Here is a 21,736-nt window from a genome sequence, read left to right as displayed (position 1 = left end):
TTATTGCGGAACACCGGAGAATGTTACTTCCCGGATAATTGTGTAATCAAGTCCGAACCAGGTATCTTTTACCACTATCCGGATATACTTTACAGGAGGGATGCCTGCTGGCATGCTAAAGTCAATACCATTATTCACATATGCCCTGTCAGCCGCATTAGTTTGTCCCTGTGGCAGCCCGGATGGAGGATCCGGCACACGGAAATTCCCGAGGCATACCCAGTCCCCTGTCTGCGTACCCTGTGGCACTCCTCCCGGAGTAGTAGCATCGGCAGGGTTTTCAACGTTTGAACCATAGACGGTAAAGTTCTTCGGATTATTAGCGCCATAGTCCCTGAAGTACATCATAAAGTGAGTTAACGTGTAGCTTTTCCCAATACCGAAGGAGCATTGCATTAGTCGCTGGCTGGTACCGATGGTCGTCTGCCAGGCGTTAGCACTGTTGTCTTCCGTGATATTGCCATCAAACATGTTTTGTACTACACCACCATAACCAATTACGGCATCGCTAGGCATGAGGTAAGGAAAGAAGTCCTTTTTATTGAGCGCCTCTTCATAACCCGGTGTGACCGTTACCACCATGGTATCTGAAATATTGCCATACCTGTCAGAAACATAAACACCGAATTTCGTTGCCTCCGGTTTATAGCCCCTTAAAGAATAATTAATGGCTGCCAGGCTGGTATAATTCTCATTCGCTATTGCAAAGTTGCCTGTTACAGGGTCTACTGTAAGCGTATTGATCGCAACAGCATTTTTACCTATGTTAGATGCCTGGATATTGATACCTCCATAGTCTGCTCCTATTTTAAGCGATTTTCTTATTAGTGCATAATAAGGCGTATCAGGATGCACCGTAACCGTTACGGGATCTGAAGCAATATTAGAACGGGTAACTGCCTTTAACGTCACAGTATAATCCCTGGCATCATGAAATCCTTCCAGGCGAAGCGTATCAAAGAAATAACTCGATTTGATCTGGCGGGAAACGCCTTCACGGATATCATAATTAGCCACTACGTACAGCAGGTCCTGATCGTTCGGCAGATCATATTTCACAACTGCTGCCCCGTTATAGTTAGTCACCTTTACATTGGTAACAGGTCCGGGTTTATCTTTACCGGAAGCGTTTGGCTGCCGGTAAACATCATCTTTATTGCAGGCGCTTATAGTAACTGTTGTCAGGGCAATTACCAGTAAGGCTGTTATATTATATTTTGCTTTATTCCAGATCATAAATTAATGTGTAAATGGTTTATCAAAATCATACTACCAGGCTGGATTCTGAACAAGGTTGCTGTTTACAACAAGACTGTTTGTTGATATTGGCCACAGGTAATCGCGGGTACCAAACACTGGTATCGCCACATTCTTTGCCCGGTAGTAGTTGATCGCCTGATCTTCATAAACACTCCATCCTTTCAGCGGAGCACTTAACACTATCTGTAATTCTTTCCATCTTCTTAAGTCCCATCCGCTCTGACCTTCAAAACATAATTCTATACGGCGTTCCTGATGAATGATATCCCTTAGACCATCCTTACTATTCGGTTTATCGGGGTTCCTTGCATATGTTGCCCAGGATGTTATTACGCCCTGCAATCCTGCGCGGTCCCTTACTTTGTCGATATATGATAAAGTTTCTGCTGTTGGCCCGTTCACTTCATTTAGCGCCTCTGCGTACAATAGATAAAGTCCCGCCATACGCATTACCGGCATGGAAAAGTCTGTCCAGTTAAATCCGTTATCATACACGGTGAGATAGTTGGCCAGTTTCTTAGGCCAATAGCCGGTAATATTTGTTTTCTGCAATGTTTTGGGACCTGCCAGTGAAGACTGTCCGCGTGCTTCCACATAATGCGGGTTTGAACCATCCAGTATCCCGTTTCCAAACCAGATGCCGCCATCGAACCCGATACTGGCATAGAACCTTGTTTCGCGGTTAAAATGGGCTTTAATAGTTGTATACCCTTGCTTGATATAAGCAGCGTTATCGGCATCTCCCATCTGCAGCTGGTTACGACCACCATAGTCCCAGTTCTTATCCTCTTCTATCGGTACGCCATTGCTGGTATAAAACAGATCGGTAGTAGAAATAGGCACTGCAAAGTAGGCAGGGTTATCATTATCATTCTGGTTAGCCCGTTGTGTCATACGTGGTATGCAATACTCCTGTCCATGCCATATCGCATTTAAAGACCAGATCAGTTCCGTATTGATATCCCAGCGTTGCGTAAGTGCGGTTTGGAAAACCAGTTCCTGTCTGATCTTGTCAGGTACATTGGTAACGCCCGGTGCAGGAATAAACGCAGTATTCAGGTGCAGCCCCACGCCTTCACTTATATCAATCGCTTCTTTACATGCCGTAGCTGCTTTTTGCCATTTGGCTGCGTCGTAAGCAGGAAAAAGCAAAGTGCCTTCGTTGTCTTTGAAACTAGCATAATCCGGATTCCCATTGAATAACGGACTTGCAGCTGTCATAAGCACTTCTGCTTTAATAGCCATAGCAGCTGGTCTGGTCACTCTTCCCAATTCTTTGGCCGGGTTGTCGATGCTGGCAGGCAAATCCGGTATTGCTTCATCCAGCAGGCTGGTAATGTAATTTACCACAGCATCTACCGGCTGACGTTTTACCCTGACTTCTTCCGGACTTGCTTCAACCGGAAGATTCTTGTCCACTATTGGAATGGGACCGTAAAGGCGGAAAAGGTAATAGTGATAATATGCTTTCAGGAACTTGGTTTCTGCTATCCACCTTGTCTTCTCCTCTGCCGACAGATCTGCCGGTTTGTCGATATTTTCCAGCATCGTATTACACTTCCTTATAGCCTTATACATGGCCACACCGTTACCGGAACCATCCCAGTAATTCAAACCCGGGTTACCTGCATTCTGCGTACCGGTAATTAATGCAAAACCGGTTATATCGATCGGGTTGCCCGGTAGGTTCATTGGGAATATTATCTCTGACGACATCGTAAAGCCCGGGCTCCTGTTAAGATCATTGAGGTTCTGTATGGCATTATAACATGCAAACAGATAGTTTTCCGCCTCATTTCTGCTTCTGAAAGCATAATCCAACGTACCTACATCGGGAGGCACCACATCCAGGTATTTTTTACAGGAGCTGCCGGAAAGCAGCAGACCGATAAGGCATAAATATTTATATAATGATTTCATATTTCTCGCGCTTGTTTTAGAGATTGACATTGAGACCGGCATTGAATACTTTCTGTATAGGATATGCGAAGCCACTACCACCCAGTTCAGGGTCCCAGAGCTTAAATGAGCTCCAGGTTAGCAGGTTCAACCCATTAATGTAAAACCTGCACTTCTGGATGCCCAGTCGTTTGATGACTGGAGCAGGAAGTGAATAACCTATTTCTGCGGATTTAAGACGCAAATAGGAACCATCACGCAACCACCATGTGCTGGCTTGCAGGTTATTTTCTATATCATTCTTGTTGACGCCTAAACGAGGATACAGTGCGTAGATATCCTGATTATCTTCAGACCAGTGACTGTCAGCAAACTGTTTTAGCAGCTGCGTATTGCCATAAACATACTGATCCGGGCTTTGTACAAAAGGGCTTACCCTGTTAGGATCGATAAAGAAAGATACCCTTGCCTGTCCCTGGAAAAATGCCGACATATCGAAACTCTTATACTGTATTGAGAAGCCGCCGCCATATATGATTTCAGGCACCTGCGGATAACCGACAAAGGTTTGGTCGCGCTGATTGATCACGCCATCACCATTGAGATCACGATACTTGATATCGCCACCTCTTGGTGCTTTTCCTGTAGATGAAAAAATCTGTGACGGTGAACTTTGTGCTTCTGCATCATCTACAAAAAGGCGTTCGGCAACATAACCATAGCCTGAACGGATGGGATGACCGACTGTATGACGCCATGGTTCCGGATAATCCGGCTCTTCGTAATATGTGTACTTACTGGCTGCAAGTGTAAAGTTACCACGGCCGGATACCAACAGGTTTTTCCCCAGCTGGCTTCTGTAATCCGCAGAAAGATCAATTCCTTTTGAACGGGCTTTACCCAGGTTAGCATAGATATCAGCTTCCAGCCCGTTGGTAGTGGGGATATAAGAGCGTTTCTGCAAAATGTTATAACGATTGTAGTTATAATATTCTGCCGTGATGTTCAGGTTTCTGAGTGTTGTAAGCTCCAGCGCGAGATTGAGTTGTTTGGAAGTCTCCCAGGTTACTTCAGGGTCCGGATAGTTATCAATAGCCACACCTGGTCTGTTATAACCACGGTTGATCCCGAATTCAGCGCCTCCGCCACCGGCCAGGTTCACGTTAGAACTATAGAAGAACCTTCTGTCGCTAATGGCATCGTTACCTACCAGGCCATAACTTCCTCTCACCTTCAACCTGTCCAAAATGTTATGCAATGGTTGAAAGAACTTTTCTTCGGACACCAGCCAGCCACCACCAATAGTGGGGAAGAACCCGAAACGGTGCTCTTCTGAAAATCTTTCTGATCCATTGTAACCGAAGTTAAACTCAGCGAAGTATTTGCCTTTATAATTATAGGCGGCGCGACCTGCAAGGCCCATGTTCCTGTGTGGCAATGCGTCCACCAGTTTAGCGGCGTTTGAATAAACGATCTGCTGCCTTGTCAGTACCAATGTACCTGAAACATTGTGATCTTTTATCTGCCTGCTATAATCGAGGTTACCCTGTACATACACATTGGTATTTATAATTGAGCCACCGGGAAAATATTCCAGGTATTCTATGGCATCTCCCGGCTTCTGATTAAGCCAGTTAAGGGTGTAACTGTTCTTTGCCCTATCGTAGGAAGCCACGTTATAATAAAAGGGTTTGTAGCCCAGGTTAGCATCAAAATAAGCATACCTGTTCGTCTCGAACAGACCATGAAAATGAAGTCCTTTCGTCAGGAAATCCAGTTTCTGATTTAATTCCAGCTGTGCCAGTACGCGGGACTCAGAAGAGGTTTTATGCCCTCTCAGCAACAATGCGTAAGGATTGTTAAACGGGATGCTGTTAAAAGTACCCTGCGGCGCGCCAAAAAGAATATGTTGTGTAGCCAGGTTGGCAGAATCTGCCGGGAAATAAGCAGGAAATAAAACAGGACTGGTATGTAACGCCAGGTTATAGATATCTGAATTAAAGGTACCATCGGTCGTTAGCGGCCCCTGATAAGAACTAAAAGTACCGCTGAACCTTAAGATGACCTCCGTGGTTTTGGTAAGGTTCAGGTTAACGTTGGAACGTAACTGATAGTTCTGAAATTTAATATTGTTGTCATTATTGTTGTTCCTGTCTTCGGCAAGGTTGCCGTGATCCAGGTTATAGGAACCCGCTACATAATATCTTGCCAACGGACTCCCCCCACTGATGCTCATATTACCACGCTGGGTGCTTGTACGCTTTTTCAGCAGTACGCTTAACCAATCAACAGCGGGATACACATACGGATTATAACCGGGGGCTTTGTTAATCGTATTGATCGTGTTATTGATCTTATCCTGGTTAAAAGGCAATGGTTGTGTCGGGTCACGGGTAAGCGTTCCTTCATTAAACAACTTCATATAAGTGACAGGATCAGCTATCTGCAGCGACTGTGTATTCTGCGAAATAGCATTTTCCAGCCTTACGTTGATGGCCAATTTACCCATCTTACCTTCCTTTGTATTTACCAGGATAACGCCATTAGCACCACGTGCGCCGTACAATGCCGTTGCGCTGGCGTCTTTCAGGATAGAAAAACTGGCAATATCGTCCACATTCAAACGGGCCAGGTCATTTGTGCTGAGCTCAATATTGTCAATGAGGATCAGTGGATCTACCTTATAGCCAAATGTGGTAACACCACGGATAAAGAACTGTGCATTATCCTGACCGGGTTGTCCGGTGGGCTGATAAGCAATGATACCAGCCGCTTGCCCGCCCAGTGCCATCGTCAGGTTACTTGCAGGAATTTTAAGATCAGCCGGCCTTACCGATGTTACAGACCCTACAACAGCTTCTTTACGTTCTTTCTTACCGAAGGCCGTGATCACCACTTCTTCTGCGCGCCTGATATCATCCTGCAACACCACCTTCAGCGTTTTATTAGTGCTGGTTACTGTAAAATTCTGGCTTACAAATCCAACATACGAAACCCTCAACACAGCACCTTCTTTTACGGTCAGGACGAAGTTCCCATTTCCGTCTGTCACAGTACCCAACTTAGGGTTATCCACAACAGTAATAGTAACACCGGGCATGTTTTGTCCTTTGGAATCGGTGATATTACCCGTTACAGTAATGTCGGCTGTAGGTGCCTCACTGATGTTTTTTTTAACGGCTCCGCTTTCATGGACCACCCCTATACTAATATTTTTATCGAGGATGGAATAATTCAGCGAGGTGTTCTTCAAGGCTTCTTTCAACGCGGTTTCAAGTGGCGTGTTATCAAAGTCTGCATTGAACTTTGGCAGATCTTTGATCATCTTTGCCGACCATACAACATTGTATCCGGTCTGTTTATTTACTTCGACAAAAAACTGCTTCAGGGAAATATCCTTTTCATGCAGCGTTAATCGTTGAGCATACACGGATGCATTCGCGTGTAACAGGGAAAAGAAGAGCAATACGGCGGTGATCTTCATAAATCGCAGAATTTTTCCTGCCAGGCCCGGAGGCCTGCAAGTGTTGACGGTAAAAAATTGTGGCATCTGTCTAAAGACGGTTTAAATAAATAACGTGTTCAATTGTGGTAAGATGGACCCTGACTGTACCTTTAGGTACGTTGCCCCTGGCATAATTAGTATTAATGATTGTGTTTTGTTTTTGGTTGTTTGTCAGCCTATTTCCTGCTAATAATCACGGTAGTTCCTTCCTGGCGGAAATGAACGGTACCGGTATTTTCCAGGAGATCAAGCAGTACAGAGATATTACTCTGACGGGTTGCCACCACGCCAAAAGTTTCATTACGCAGACTTTGATCTTCGAAAACATAACTGACGTTATACCAGCGCGCCATTGCTTTCATGATGGTTTCCAATGATTGATCATCAAAGCGGAAATAACCATCCTTCCAGGCAATCACGTCATCAGTATTAACTTTCGAAACTTTCATCGCCCCCTGGTAATGTGCCTGTTCACCCGGTTTGAGTGAAGCCTGCTGAGTACCGGCAGTTATGCGCACTGCACCACTAACCAGCGTGGTACTAACATCCGGCTCGTCTGCATAAGCTTTAATGTTAAACTCTGTTCCCAGATCTTCTGTCATCACCGAGCCGGTGTACACTCTAAAAGGCATGCGCTCATTATGGGTTACCTCAAAATAGGCTTCACCCGTTAATTCTACACGCCGCTCGCTGGCATTTAAGAATGTGACAGGAAATTTGACGCTGGACATTGCATTGAGCCAGACGGTCGTCTTATCTGGCAATACTACCTTGAACTGGCTGCCTGCCGGCGTACTGATAACATTATAAGCAACCGCGCCATTTGCAGCGGACTGCCCTTCTCCTTCTTTAATGTTATATACTAACTGCCCGTTGGCCGCCTTCGTAACCGTGACATTGCCCTGCGTAGCGATATCACCGTTTTCAGCATCGGAAAGGAGTACCTGGCTTCCGTTAGAAAGGGTCAGGATAGCGCCCCCCGCCTGTTTAGCAGGTGCAATCACCGCATGCTGTGTTATCTGCTGTTTGGATCTGTATTTCAAAAGGTATAGACTGGCGGCTGTAACTGAAAGTAGTGCAACAGAAGCAGCGACCGCCCATTTTTTCCAGCTGCGTTCCGGTGTATTCAAACCGGTAGCTTCATTAATACGGTCCAGTAATTCATGATAAACTTCGTCCTCATCTTCATAGGATACAGCATCGCGGTATGACTTTTCCCTATACCATAAGGTCAGTTCCTCCTTTTCGGCTTCGGTAGCTGTGCCATCGGTGTACTTCTTTATTAACTCGTTAATTCTCTGTAAATCCATGTTTTAGTTTGCCAGTGGAATTATATAATCAGTCTACAGTTCTAACAGTTATTCAGCCTGATCGTATTTACAACGACGGCCGCGTTCATAACGTACGCATATATATAGTGTACATGAAAAAGGTGTTGCACCCTATGGGAAGGAAAAAAAATTTATTTGCGCAGCAATAAGACCTGGACAATGGTCAATAGTGGGATACCATGATTTTTCAGTTTACCACGGATAATACGCAGCGCCCTGTTCAGGGTGTTTTCGACTGTTTTCTTTGTAATACCCGCCTGTTCGGCAATTTCTTCATTTTTGAGGCCCAGGTTACGGCTGTAATGGAAGACCAGGCGGCATTTCTCCGGCATTTCCTCTACAATGCCGTCGATCATATCTTTCAGGAACCGGGCATGGAGCTTTTCCTCTTCTTCATAAAGATCATCGAAAACATAGTTTTCCTTTGCGAGCAGGGCACGACGCTGCTCTTTCCGGTAATATTTAAATACCTGGAACTTAACGGCAGTGGCCAGAAAAGCCGGCAAACTCTGGATCTCGTAGCTATGACGTTTCTCCCAGAGGTCAATGAAAACCTCCTGAACAATGTCTTTGGCAATATGACCGTCTTCATTGTGGTTTAATGCGACAGTAAGCATCTTCTTCCAATACCTGCTGTAAATTTCGTTATAGGCGCCTTTTTTACTTTGTTTAAGGCCTTGCAACAGTTCTTCATCTGTGTATTGTCCGTATCCCATAATCAACCATCTAAGAAGAAATAACGTGTGATTTTCCCCCGCTTACATGACATCGGCGACCTTTTTACAGGTATAAAAAGACCATTACCTGAGTGGTTCTCTAATTCAGCTATCGGACAAAGGTAATAAATAGTTATTGGCACATGGCAGGCTCCACATGAATTTCATATAAAGTAGCCAGCGGGCGGGACAAAATTAACGGAGAGAGGTCAACACATTGGCTATCATATGTATAATTAGTTATGCTTATATCATGCGCCGTTCAATCCCTGCGGCACGTGCTTTCTGATTTTGATCACCACTCTCTTTGCAGCCGGCATATTACTCCCCTCTACCACGTTATTAATAGAGATCAGCACATTGGTTTCGGGGAAATACGTAACCGTGTCTTTTTCAGGGATACTATAAGATACTACTACAAACAAACGCGCCACCCGTTCTATACCGTCATCGTAATTAAACAGGTCAACTTTATCTCCCTCCGCAAAACCGGCTTTCTTCATGTCAGCAGGATTCATAAATACGACACGCCGCTCATTTTTGATGCCCCGGTAACGATCTTCCAGGCCATAGATAGTCGTATTGAATTGATCATGCGTACGGGTGGTAGCCATCGCGTATTCATCATCTGCCAGTTGATTTAGCGGTACAGCAGTTAGTGAGAATGCCGCATGGTTGCCGGAGGATGTGCTTTTAAACTTCCCCTCCCTCGGACCGTTTGGAAGGTAAAAGCCACCGGGCTGGCGTACTTTTTCATTATAATCTTCAAAACCAGGTATACACGCAGCTATCGCATCGCGAACAGCGTCATAATCATTTTCAAACAGTTCCCAGTCCACTACAGAGCGCTGACCGAGGGTAGCCTTTGCCATCCCGCAAACGATATGTGTTTCGTTCAACAATTTATCAGATACCGGCTTCAATATTCCTTTGGACGACTGGACCACGCCCATAGAATTCTCCGTACTAACAAACTGCGCTTCGCCATTCACCATATCTATATCGCTGCGGGAGAGCGTTGGAAGTATCAACGCTTCTTTTCCATGCACCAGATGTCCGCGATTCAATTTGGTAGAAACATACACACTCAGCTTCAGCTTTCGCATGGCTGCTGCTGTAAATGTAGTATCAGGCGTGGCGGAGAGGAAATTCCCTCCCATTCCGAAGAATACTTTTACTTTTTCTTCATGCATCGCCCTGATAGCATTGACCACGTCATAACCATGTTCTCTTGGTGGCGCAAATCCAAATACGGACTGCAGGCGGTCTAACTGATCATCCGTAGGTTTTTCAACGATCAGCATTGTCCGGTTCCCCTGTACATTGCTGTGGCCACGGACAGGGCACACGCCACCGCCAGGAATACCAATGCTGCCCTTCAACAACAAAAGGTTGACAATTTCTTTTAGCATCTCTACTCCGTTCTTCTGTTGCGTAAGTCCCATACCCCAGCATACGATAATACGTTTCTTATCCACCAGCATATCCGCCGCCTCACGTATTTCATTTACATGAACACCGGATGCCGCGACCAGGTCTTCCAGGCGGTATGTTTTCAATTGCCGGATAAATTCATCATATCCAACGGTATTTTTAGCAATAAACGATTGGTCGAACACCCAGCCGGAAGCCTTTTGTTCCGCTTCGTATAACAACAACTCGATCGCCTTCAGCAGTGCCATGTCACCATTGATCCTTACCTGGAGAAACAGGTCAGCCAGCCTGACGCCATGCCCTATTACCCCATTCATGTGTTGAGGATTCCGGAAGCCCATTAAGCCCGCTTCAGGCAGTGGATTGATAGCGATGATCTGAGCACCGTTCCGCTTTCCTTTTTCGAGAGCGCTCATCATACGCGGAGCATTGGTGCCCGGATTATGACCTATAATGATAATGACATCTGTATCATAAAAGTCTTCCAGTTTCACTGAGCCTTTACCCAAACCGATGGATTCACCGAGGGCCAACCCGGAGGTCTCATGGCACATATTGGAACAATCAGGCATGTTGTTGGTACCAAACTCTCTTACAAACAGCTGGTAAACAAAAGAAGCTTCATTACTGGTGCGGCCGGAAGTATAAAAGGCCGCTTCATTAGGGGATTGTAAAGCATTCAGGTGGGTGGCGATCTTTTTGAAAGCATCATTCCAACTGATAGGTTGATAGTGAGTACCGCCTTCCGGCATATACATAGGCTCCGTCAGACGGCCCTTTTTTCCGATTTCATAGTCGGTAAGCTCTGAGAGGTCAGCCACTGCATTTTCGGCGAAAAAAGCGGCCGTAAGTCTCTTTTGGGTGGCTTCTTCAGCAAGGGCTTTGACACCATTCTCACAATACTCAGCTATGGGCGAACGCTCGTCATCCGGGTCCGGCCAGGCGCAGCTGGGACAATCGAAACCTCCTTTCTGGTTCATTTTCAGTAAGGCCATCATGCCTCTGATGGCAATATGTTCTTCCCTGAAATCGCTGAGTGCCGCCAATACGGCAGGAATACCTGCAGCCCATTGTTTAGCTGGCCTTACTTCCAGCTTTAACAACTTTATGGGGTTCTCCGCAGATGGCAGTTGGTGTTCATTTCCCATGGCATATTGTAGTGTTTAATAAAAACACCCCGGCAAATGAGATTGTTTAATGCCCTTTCCTGTTAATTATTTCCCCGGCTATCACATAAATTCCCATCGCTGTTGTATAGAAGATGATAATAACTTATACTTGACAAAAAAACGCCTAAACCCATGACCATTGAACGCATTAACCACCTATACCAGGAAGGGGCCATTACCTCTGAAGAACATAATGAACTAATAAACAGGACTATAACTGCCGGCGCAATAAATTCTCCATATAGTTATCTGACACTATTCTTTGCTTTAGCCGGATATTTTTCAATGTTAACTTTTACGAAGAATGGCAACACAATTTTTTCAATATTTTCTAATGGTAATCAAAGACTCTGGGCCGGAATGATATGTTCTGCACTTGGCCTTGCCGTTTTCGCATTTGGCAAATTCGGGGGCCAGACATACTATTATAAAGAGCATTACGCGTATATTGGAATAGGCATCATTGCAGCCCTGCTAATGATCAATATTCCTGTGTTGCTGTTCTCCTAGAATAATCTCTGATTTTTCAAATATTCATTACATGTCTAAAACACTTTTCGGTCACATACCGGCCGATCTTACCGCTGCAGTTGAAACGGCTTTGCAGCGGACATTTGACACTGATGCCGTAGATATTGCACCACTTGCGGGAGGACTCTCCGCCTCACCCGTATTTAAAGTTACAGCGGATGGGAAAACTTATGTATTAAAGCTGGACAGATCTGCCAACAAAGGAGCCAGCCTGGCGGCCAACCTGAAATTGGCTGCAGATGCAGGTATTGCACCACCATTATATTACCAGGATACCGAAAATGGCGTTTCTATCAGTGGCTTCATAGATAACAAACCTGTACGTGGAGTATTCGGACCAGAGAAATTGACCAGTGAACTGGCAGCTACGATCCGGGCCATTCATGCGATACCTCACACAGATGCAGGCAATGATCTGCTGACGACCATTGATGCTTTGATTGCCGGTTTTAGACAAAGCAATATGCTTTCAGGACCGGTGTTCGATGAATGTTTCGGCAATTTTGAAGCAGTAAAAGATAAATATCCATGGAATGATGCGGAAAAGGTGTTCAGTCATAACGATCTTAATCCAAGCAACGTTCTGTCTGACGGAGAAAAGATCTGGATCATCGACTGGGATGTTTCTTATGTAAACGACCGGTATATTGATCTGGCAAATGCAGCCAATTTTTTCTTACATACTGAGGCGCAGGAAAAACTGTTTCTGGACACATATTTCGGACGTCCGGCAAACGACTATCAGACGGCCCGTTTTCACGTTATGCGTCAGGTAGGCAGGATCATTTATTCTATGCTGATGCTGCAGCTTGCCGCACAGTCAAAACCCAAAGACTATGTGCACGATCAGGAGATGGAAGGAATAACACTAAGAGACTTTGGTGCAATGATGGGTACCGGCCAGATCTCCCTCGCTACATATGAAGGTCAGCTGATGTATGGAAAAGCATTACTGAACGAAGCAGTGCATCAGATGCGCTCACCACGTTTTACTGCATCACTGGCGCTTATATAATCATCTTTTATCCCCTGTTATCATGTCGTCAGACATTTATAACAGGGGATAATTAGCTTACTTTATACTGTCTTTCGGTAATTTCATTTCAAGCAATTTCTTATAGTCCGGCTCCTTGAAATCGTATTCAAGTTCCTTTTGCGCCAGGGAATAATTTACGATGACAGGTATCTTTCTTACCTTATCTGCAACGATCATCAGAAAGTATCTTTTTCCCCATCCGGTTACATCCTCCTCAAAAACCGCTATTCCCTTTTGAGGGTCAATGATATGGACGGTAAGTTTACGATCTTTAGCCAAACCACCTACCAGTCTGAAACGATAGGTACTGCTATCCACAATACTGAAGGACTTTATTTTGTTTGCCACAGGCCCTTCACCGCCAATATAATCTATGTAGGTAGAATCTGTTACCCGGACCTGGTAGTGACTCATAAAATCAGAAGGATAGTAAGCATAAAATTTCTTTTTATACTGGTAGATGACGATCCACTTTCTAGGGAATGTTCTGTCAGTAAATCTCGGTAATCTTTGTCCCTTCAGGTAATCCAGATAGCCCGCATATATTCTCGATTCATCATCACTGAAACGGAAATCGGATATTTTTTTATAAAACTCCGATCTGGGGTTCTTATCTATAAAAATAGCATGATATCCCGTTTCCCTCTTTTCCTTTAACAGGAACACCGTATCTTTTTTTCCTGATTGAGCATATGTTGTATATGATAATGCCAGTAATACAACCAATATGTTTAGTATTTTCATAGAACATTAATTTTACCTTATCCATACGCTTCGAACCTCTATCACTTCCCAGGCGCCATTCACTTTTTTGAGATAGCCATATCCGCCTTCATAATCCATCCTGTAATCAACAACGGCATGCTCGAAGTTTTCGTCGAATGTTATTCTATCTACATGAGGCAAAGAGGCAAATTGCCAGTAAAAATCCCATTGCCCACTCCAGATCTTAATATCATTCTCCAGGAATGCCTTTCGGCGCCGGCTCTCCCTTTCTGATTCTGCTGGCAACATTATACTCCCTGTTCCCGGTTTGTATCTTTTACTCCCTAAAAAGGCGTTTAGTAAATGCTCATAGTCAGCCGTCAGTACAACAGCTATTGGTTTATCAATTTCAAGTTGCGGCCGGAAGCCTGTTAGTTGAGTATAATGATTCGCACCTGGCCAATGGAGGAAATCCATTTCAAGCCTTCTCTTCTTTCCTTTGTATTGGTCTAATAAAGTACGCAACCTTGCGGTATCCCCTTTTGCAAATTGCTTAAGCCGGTTTTGAAGGACGGTTTCTTTATCAAGCGTTTTTACAAAGCCATAGCTGATCTCATCCTGCAACAACAGGTACTTCACCTTTGAATAGGCAGCTGTTACCCATTTGGCGCCACCTGTCTTATTAGTATCAGTAGGATTATAAAAGCTTCTGTAAACGAGGTGTACATTCTGAATAGTATCATTCAGGCACCCGAGGGCAGAATCTGAAACAAGAGGCGTTTCTGCCGACCAGTTATCAAAAAATTGTTCAAGTTGGGCCGGTGAATTCTCCATATAAGCACAATACAATAAAGAATCACGTTTCTGCCCTATTGAGGAAAGTGAAAAGCATAGGAAGAATGGGAGAAGTAAAAAATACCTCATAACGTTTATTTAATGATGCAGCTGCTGGCAGGTTTCCATAAACCATATCTGACATATGAGATCCCGGCGCAAAAAAAGGACTGATCATCCGAAAGATAATCAGTCCCTTTATTATCCTAAATATTTGATTTATAAAATCAAATCGTATCAAAACAGGCTGGCGAAACTATTTTCTGTATTGATCCTGGACATAACATCTCCAAGTTCCCTATAAAGATACGCGTTCACAAAATTTCCGTCACTTACTCTTTTTACACCAGCTTTCTGTAATTCATCAAATGACGGCAGTTGAGGCATGCACATAACGTTTACAGGAAGCTTAGACAAGGTCGTTATTTTCGTTATATCAGACACCTGCGTAACACAAGGAAAGAATAACCCATGCACACCTGTTTCCTGATAGACCGGAATTCTTTCCAAAGCATCTTTCAATGCATTGGGCAAGCCTAGCAGGAAGCTGTCGGAACGTAAGTTGATAAAAATTTTAACCTCATCTCTCTTCAGCTGGTCCATTATCTGACGAAGCTTCTGTGCAAATGCTTCCGCATCCGTGATACTTCTTTTCCCATCCTTTATAACTGAATCTTCTATATTAATACCGGACACGCCCAGTTCATACAGCCGCCTGATATTACTGCTGATCTCAGCTGCACTGCGACCATATCCTGCTTCAAGGTCAACTGTTACAACTGCCTTTGTTGATGCAACGATACGTTGAATAACAAACAGATAATCTGAAAAAGGCATATCCTCACCATCGGAGTAACCCAGTGATTCAGCTACGGCGGCGCTGGACGTGGCTACTACTTTAAAACCAAGTTTTTCATACACGCCAGCACTCTGCGCATTCCATACGTTTCCAACATGTAACAGTTCTTTGATATGATGCAGCGCTAAAAATTCATCAAATCTGTTCTTCATAATTTTTGTTTAAAATAAACTGAATAAGTTATCCCGCCAGGTCATAATTAATACCTAACAACGATGTCCATAGATTTTACACAAAACTATTGCTAACGGATCACTACAAATTGTATAAAACGGAAAACTAACTCGCAGCCAATACCTGGTTGATTGCCGAGGCCTGTTTGGCAAAAGCATTAGGGGTAACGCCGGTAAAAAGCTTAAACTCTTTAATGAAATGTGCCTGATCAAAATACCCCGCGCTGTAAGCTATACTGGTAAGCTTTTCCTCTTTCTGGGATATCAGGTTCAGACTATGTTGAAACCTGTTTATTTTATAGAATAATTTGGGGCCTAAACCGGTATACTGGGAGAACATCATGTTCAGATACCGTGTAGATATATTATGACGCTGAGACAAGGAAATGATATTATCATCACTATAATTGTCTTTCAGGTAATGAACAATATCTCCTATAAATTTGATCTTGTTATGTTTCTTCTCTGATGCGGCCAGTTTATCCCATAAATAGGATTCCAACAATCCTACTCTTGCACGCAGGTTTGAAATATCCAGCAGTTTTTTATGCAGTGTTCTTAACGACGGCCCTAGTACGTCTGCAGCGTCGACTATCTGATTGTTAAACTCTGATATGTGCTGGTTAAAAAAGTAAGCGGCAGAATGAGGATAGAATTTAAAGCCCAGCATGATATTCCGCCCCATTGACTGTATAGCCAGCGGTTTTGTTATCTGGCCCCAAAGCTCGATCGGGGGAGTAGTGTAAAAAGCGTCATCTGATTTTGACAGCCAGTTACCGTTACCCAGATTAAAGATCACCTCCATCGTGCCGCTGGGAAACACCAGATCATCATAGCTGCTATCCGAATCAGATTCGTAATAGTAGAAGCACTTGATATACGGCTGAAGTTTTGCGCCCGGAAGAATTTCTTTGAATATCATCTACACAAATATAAAGCTATTGCCGAAGGCCGCATTGTAAAAAACGGAACTGTTTTCTGTTTACCGGTTCACCGGTAAAATCCCTGTTTTCACCGGTTTGTTCAGCACTTTTACCTGTTAAGGGTTGCCCTCCCCTATCGTGCTGGTTACTTTTACGGCAGGAAACCATAACTGTTTTAACCTTGATAAACATATTTATTACACACTAAAAACCAAATAGTTAACATGAAAAACTCAAAGAAGATCATCCGGTTTGACGCAACTCCCCCTGCAATTTGGCGTATTTACCTCCCTTCTTATTAAGTAATTCGCACTAAGTTTGCAGGCACGAATGCTACACATGCAAATACAGATCAACAACAATCATATTAATATTGCTAGTAAGAAGTTTGCAGATAAGTATGCGGAATGCATAATTTATTACAATACCACATCACCGTATCTGTTTTAGTGTATAATCCTGCCGAAAGGCCATATCATTCAATTTCGTAAGTTTTCAATTTCAATTCTATGCATACAACCAAGAAGTCTGCAATCGGCTTTATTTTCATTACTTTATTGATCGACGTAATGGGATGGGGACTGATCATTCCTGTAATGGCCGATCTGATCGCTCAGCTGAAGCACATACCGGTTAATGAGGCCAGTCCTTACGGCGCTTATTTATTATCTGTTTTTGCCATCACGCAATTCTTTTTTGCCCCGGTGATCGGAAACCTGAGTGATAAATTTGGCCGCCGTCCTATTTTATTGTTTTCCCTGCTGGGCTTTGGTATTGACTACATCATCCTGGCGCTTGCTCCTACATACGGATGGCTGTTTGTAGGACGTGTTATTGCGGGTATTACAGGCGCAAGCTTTACTACAGCTACGGCTTATATTGCTGACGTGAGTACAGATGAGACGACAAGAGCTAAGAACTTCGGCATGATCGGGGCTGCTTTTGGGTTAGGTTTTGTACTCGGGCCTGCTCTCGGTGCGCTCTTGGCCACATGGGGGATCCGGGCCCCCTTCTATGCCGCGGCAGTGCTTTGCCTTTTAAACTGTTTGTATGGATTTTTCTTATTACCTGAATCCTTGAGCAAGGAGAACCGCCGTCCATTCGATTGGAAACGTGCTAATCCCTTTGGCTCACTGAACTTCCTGACAAAACATCCTGAGATCGGAGGATTGGCGATAAGCTTTTTCCTCATATATCTGGGTAGCCAGTCAGTGCAGGGCAACTGGAATTTCTTTACTATCTACCGCTTTAACTGGAGCGAAAAAATGGTAGGTATTTCACTCGCCGTCGTAGGTGTGCTGGTGGGTGCTGTGCAAGCCGGACTTACAAGGGTTGTCATCCCTAAGATCGGCAATGAGAAAAGTATATATTTCGGTCTTTCCTTTTATACAATAGGACTTATACTCTTTGCTTTTGCAACACAGGGCTGGATGATGTTCGCATTCCTGATCCCTTATTGCCTGGGCGGGATCTGCGGTCCGTCGTTACAATCAGTAATATCCGTTCACGTACCGCCTAATCAACAGGGAGAACTGCAAGGTGCGCTTACCAGTCTGATGAGTCTTACTACCATTATCGGCCCACTGATCATGAATAGCACATTCAGCTATTTCACTACCGATAAAGCGCCGTTCCATTTTCCAGGTATACACTTTTTAATTGGCGCAGCATGTATGTTACTTAGCATCATCATTACCAATAAAGTGCTAACCCGTGAAAAGAAAGAACGACCTGAATTGAAGAAAGCAATTGCCGGAGGCAACCTGACGGATGTACCAATGCATTGATGAAATGTTCGATAAATAAAAAGGATGGAGCAGCTCCATCCTTTTTTATTTTATTATACTTCATCGGCTATCGCTTCTCAAAAAAATCCAGCACAGCCTTATTAAACGAAGCCGCATTCTGTGAAGGATAATCATGCGTTTCTTTTGGTGCAATCAGCAAGGTACCTCCTTGTATATGTTCCGCAATCCCTTTTGTATGCCCCGGCAATACAAGATCCTTCTCACCAGCCATCACTAACACCGGGCAATGAATGGCCTTTAAATCGTCGAAAGTATGATGGGGTTCTGTTAGTAACATATTAAGCAGCCGTGCCCTGTTTTTTCCCCATGACGTGGTATCGTTCTTTAGTTGCTTTAACTGATGATCTATTTCTTTGAACACAATTTTATCAACTGCAGTCTTGTCTATAAAAACATTGGCGCCCATGGTCACCAGCTGCTTTACTTTGGCGGGATATTTCATTGCCATAATAAGGCCTGTATTTCCACCATCGCTCCAACCCACTATACGTGCACTATCAATGTGTAAATAATCCAGCAAGGCATTCATATCTTCCGCAAACAGATCGTAGTTGTACGTCTTGCCATCCTCGCCCGATTTTCCGTGCCCCCGTGTATCGACAGCAATGACCCTATATTTTTGGGCGAACGCCGGTATCTGAGGTGCGAATGAACCTATAGACTGTGAATTGCCATGCAGCAACAAAAGAGGTTCGCCCGTACCATATGACTCATAATAGATCTTTACACCATTTACCAAAGCGTAATTGCCTGCACTATCGTTTGCACCGGGTTCTGGTTGCTTTTTAAATAAAGTACCATCTATCTTAATAGATTTACTGCCGTAAAATGCTGTATCGGTCGTTAATGTTGTGGCGAAATTCAGGTTCTTGGTATAATGCCAGCTCTCCAGGGTATCCGCTTCAAAGTCGCCATTAGACAGCGGTACTTCTTCAAATTCATTTTTTCCCTTTTCTATCCACAATCGAAAATGATCGAAATAAAAAATGCCTTTCCCCTCATAAAGTCCGCCAAACACCAATTGGGCCGCATCTTTATCAACTTTACCGTTGATCGTATAAACAGCCCAGTTGTTGCTGCGGATAGGCTTATCCTTCATATTATAGAAGAAGCCCATTTTCTTGTTTACTTTATCCACCCGCACCCATACCCCGGCTTCAGCTTTCGGGTCAATAGCCTGTACTTTGACAGCAGCTTCCAGCCTGAACTTTTTACCGGCAAAGCTGTCGGCGTTCATAAATCTGATAAAAGCGCCCCAGCTGCTGTTTATTGCTTGAGCATGGAGTAATATAGGGAAGAGCAGAATAAAACAGGATAACAATTTCTTCATAAGATATATTGAGATAATTAAAAGCGATCAGGCGCGGCCGTAGCATATACCCAACTTCGTCCTTTACTGACCAGACAACATACTGATTTCCGTTGATATTTGTAACATTCTGCCGGGATAAACGTTTCACCCTCTTGAAATATTCTAAAACTAATCCATTTCATGCCGGTTATTTTGAGGTTCATGAAATGATTAATATATCAACCAAAATATAGCTATCCGCGATCTTCACTACGCAAATTAAAGAAGATTTTGAGGCAGTTTCAAACAATGTCCCTGAACTGTAGAATTTTGTCTTTTTAACGTAGAAATCGCGGCTTGAACTGCAAAAAAGTAAAGATCATCAACCAATAACCAGCGGTTTAAGCCTGGATATAAGTTGCATACAGCTTTCATATGACGTTCATGATCTTCATACCGGCATTGATTATTTTTTTTATTATTTTCAGGACACCTGCAACCGACAGGGTGCCAACCAAATCTATATTCTAGTCATTCGCTGGATCAATGAAGTATTTAAAATATCTGATAATAACCGGATGCCTGCTATTCACCAGTCTGTTGGCTCGTCCTAACAACAGTCTGCCTTACTGCGATTCTCTCATAAAAAAGGGAATAGATTCCATGATGGCGAAAAAATTCGTTCCGGCCATCACACTGCTCACAGAAGCACAGGTCATGTCCACCGAAAACCACTGGCAGAAACAGTTATTCCTATCTACCAACAATATCGGTCTGACCTATTATTTCATGCTGGATTACGGCGAGGCATTGCGGAACTTCCTTATCGCCTACAATATTGCTATGGAAGAAAAGGACGCCACGCTCGAAATGACCGTCCTGAATAATATAGCCATCCTCTACTCCAAAGAAAAGAACTTCGACAAAGCCACAGAATACTTCCTGAAAGCTTATAACATCGCTAAAGAGAAAAACGATAAGATCAGGATAGGCAACTATGCTTCTAACCTGGGCATCGTACATAACGAAATGCACCAACTGGAAAAAGCCAGGGAATATCTCCGGGAAGCCGCATTCTATCTCCAGGACGATACCCGTAGATTGCTGGGCGCCCGCTATGCCTATGCCCAGAATCAGTTTCAGCAAGGTAACATTGAAGAGGCTGACCAACTGGCTTCAAAGCTATATGCTACCGCCCGCGATTCCGGCTACAGGGATGAACAGATCTCCCTCAGTATCCTGCTGGCCTCCTTAAAACTAAAGGCAAATAACTCCGACCAGGCCACCTTTTACGTTAATGAAGCCCTTTCCCGCTCTCCCAACCTGGAAGAGAAGATCGAGATCTACCAGACCCTGTCTGATATCCACTTCAGGAATCATGCTTACTCCCTGGCAATAGCCGGCAAAGATTCCGTGATGCGGTTCAAAGACTCTATCAATACTATCAAGAACGGACAGCAATTCGAAAACAGCAAACTGAAATTCGAATTACTGAATTCCAAACATACCCTTTCCCTGAACGAAACCCAGCTCACCAGCCAACGCCGCTTACTTTACACGGCTGTGGCGTTTATAGCCATCATTATCGCATTTTTTATCTGGCTGATGCGCATTAAAGCAGCGGAAAATCGTCAGAAAGTTATACTCGCCGAACGAAGCCATAAGATCATGGCACTGGAGTTCGAGAATGAGAAAAGCCAGAAATTGCTGCTCGAAGAACAATTCAAGGAGCAGGAAACTGCCGCCCTTCTCGAACAGGAGAGACTGAAAAATGAGATCGAGATCCGGAACCGGAAATTGTCAGCCAAAGCATTATACCTCTCCGGCAGAAATGAGCTGATTGACGAGATCATCACCGCTCTTTCCAAAATACCTGATTTAAGTAAGGAGGGCGTCCTGGTCAAACATATTTCCCAACTCAAAAGTTACCTGCGGACCGACAATGAATGGGACGATTTCAGTACCCATTTCCAGGAAGTGAATCAGGGATTCCTGAACGCCCTCCGGCAGAACCATGCAAATCTGACCTCCAACGACGTTCGCTTCCTGTCTTACATATACATGAACCTGAACACGAAAGAAATTGCCGCACTGTTAAACATCACGCCGGAAGGTTGCCGTAAACGGAAGGAACGTATCACAAAAAAGATGCAACTCGCTGATAATACATCACTTTTTGAGTATTTGTCCGGGTTATAGGACAGATGTCACATTTTGTCCGGGTCCTGTCCTGTTAATTACATATGCGTTTTGGGAGAAGCG

15 protein-coding genes are annotated in these 21,736 nt (G+C 44.0%); 4 read left to right on the top strand and 11 right to left on the bottom strand.

The genetic code is table 11. From position 1 onward, the window contains the following. From C7475_RS26175 to C7475_RS26150, 6 genes are all read right to left on the bottom strand, one after another. Nucleotides 1-1,236 (bottom strand): DUF4959 domain-containing protein, encoded by a 1,236-nt coding sequence (locus C7475_RS26175; RefSeq protein ID WP_110056366.1) that lies wholly within the window; start codon nt 1,234-1,236, stop codon nt 1-3. A 33-nt stretch (nt 1,237-1,269) separates the two neighbouring features. Further along, nucleotides 1,270-3,180 carry a RagB/SusD family nutrient uptake outer membrane protein gene (locus tag C7475_RS26170; RefSeq protein WP_233259967.1) on the bottom strand — a complete coding sequence of 637 codons (1,911 nt, stop codon included), beginning with the start codon at nt 3,178-3,180 and terminating at the stop codon, nt 1,270-1,272. Between the two features lie 16 nt (nt 3,181-3,196). Continuing rightward, complete coding sequence (locus tag C7475_RS26165; RefSeq protein WP_110056364.1) at nt 3,197-6,643, bottom strand: TonB-dependent receptor; 3,447 nt, start codon at nt 6,641-6,643, stop codon at nt 3,197-3,199. A 197-nt stretch (nt 6,644-6,840) separates the two neighbouring features. Then, nucleotides 6,841-7,974 (bottom strand): FecR family protein, encoded by a 1,134-nt coding sequence (locus C7475_RS26160; RefSeq protein WP_110056363.1) that lies wholly within the window; start codon nt 7,972-7,974, stop codon nt 6,841-6,843. A gap of 152 nt (nt 7,975-8,126) precedes the next feature. After that, nucleotides 8,127-8,711: an RNA polymerase sigma factor gene (locus C7475_RS26155; RefSeq protein ID WP_110056362.1), complete on the bottom strand. Its 585-nt coding sequence runs from the start codon at nt 8,709-8,711 to the stop codon at nt 8,127-8,129. A gap of 251 nt (nt 8,712-8,962) precedes the next feature. Further along, entirely contained in the window at nt 8,963-11,293 is a 2,331-nt protein-coding gene (locus C7475_RS26150; RefSeq protein ID WP_110056361.1) for an FdhF/YdeP family oxidoreductase, read from the bottom strand. Nucleotides 11,294-11,446: 153 nt separating this feature from the next. On the opposite strand from C7475_RS26150, the gene C7475_RS26145 reads away from it, so the two are divergent. Then, nucleotides 11,447-11,824 (top strand): hypothetical protein, encoded by a 378-nt coding sequence (locus C7475_RS26145; RefSeq protein ID WP_110056360.1) that lies wholly within the window; start codon nt 11,447-11,449, stop codon nt 11,822-11,824. Between the two features lie 31 nt (nt 11,825-11,855). After that, complete coding sequence (locus C7475_RS26140; RefSeq protein WP_110056359.1) at nt 11,856-12,860, top strand: choline kinase family protein; 1,005 nt, start codon at nt 11,856-11,858, stop codon at nt 12,858-12,860. A gap of 57 nt (nt 12,861-12,917) precedes the next feature. Here C7475_RS26140 and C7475_RS26135 read toward each other — a convergent pair whose 3' ends face one another. The 4 genes from C7475_RS26135 to C7475_RS26120 all read right to left on the bottom strand — a co-directional run bounded on the left by C7475_RS26135 (nt 12,918) and on the right by C7475_RS26120 (nt 16,374). Then, entirely contained in the window at nt 12,918-13,625 is a 708-nt protein-coding gene (locus C7475_RS26135; protein ID WP_110056358.1) for a hypothetical protein, read from the bottom strand. Nucleotides 13,626-13,637: 12 nt separating this feature from the next. Beyond that, entirely contained in the window at nt 13,638-14,420 is a 783-nt protein-coding gene (locus C7475_RS26130; protein WP_110056357.1) for a hypothetical protein, read from the bottom strand. A gap of 237 nt (nt 14,421-14,657) precedes the next feature. Further along, nucleotides 14,658-15,431, bottom strand: a complete 774-nt coding sequence (locus C7475_RS26125) for an isocitrate lyase/phosphoenolpyruvate mutase family protein (protein ID WP_110056356.1) — start codon at nt 15,429-15,431, stop codon at nt 14,658-14,660. Between the two features lie 127 nt (nt 15,432-15,558). Then, nucleotides 15,559-16,374, bottom strand: a complete 816-nt coding sequence (locus C7475_RS26120) for an AraC family transcriptional regulator (RefSeq protein WP_110056355.1) — start codon at nt 16,372-16,374, stop codon at nt 15,559-15,561. Between the two features lie 510 nt (nt 16,375-16,884). Between C7475_RS26120 and C7475_RS26115 the strand changes: the two genes are divergently transcribed. Next, nucleotides 16,885-18,162, top strand: a complete 1,278-nt coding sequence (locus C7475_RS26115; protein WP_110056354.1) for a TCR/Tet family MFS transporter — start codon at nt 16,885-16,887, stop codon at nt 18,160-18,162. A gap of 67 nt (nt 18,163-18,229) precedes the next feature. On the opposite strand, the gene C7475_RS26110 is transcribed toward C7475_RS26115, so the two are convergent. After that, complete coding sequence (locus tag C7475_RS26110) at nt 18,230-19,513, bottom strand: alpha/beta fold hydrolase (RefSeq protein ID WP_110056353.1); 1,284 nt, start codon at nt 19,511-19,513, stop codon at nt 18,230-18,232. Between the two features lie 507 nt (nt 19,514-20,020). Here C7475_RS26110 and C7475_RS26105 point away from each other — a divergent pair. Then, the gene (locus C7475_RS26105; RefSeq protein WP_110056352.1) at nt 20,021-21,673 is read left to right on the top strand and encodes a tetratricopeptide repeat protein; all 1,653 of its coding nucleotides are present in this window, start codon (nt 20,021-20,023) and stop codon (nt 21,671-21,673) included. Nucleotides 21,674-21,736 lie beyond the last annotated feature (63 nt).

It is taken from the genome of Chitinophaga sp. S165, from assembly GCF_003182155.1.
Classification (GTDB): Bacteria; Bacteroidota; Bacteroidia; order Chitinophagales; family Chitinophagaceae; genus Chitinophaga.
This window is presented reverse-complemented; position numbering and strand designations above follow the sequence as displayed.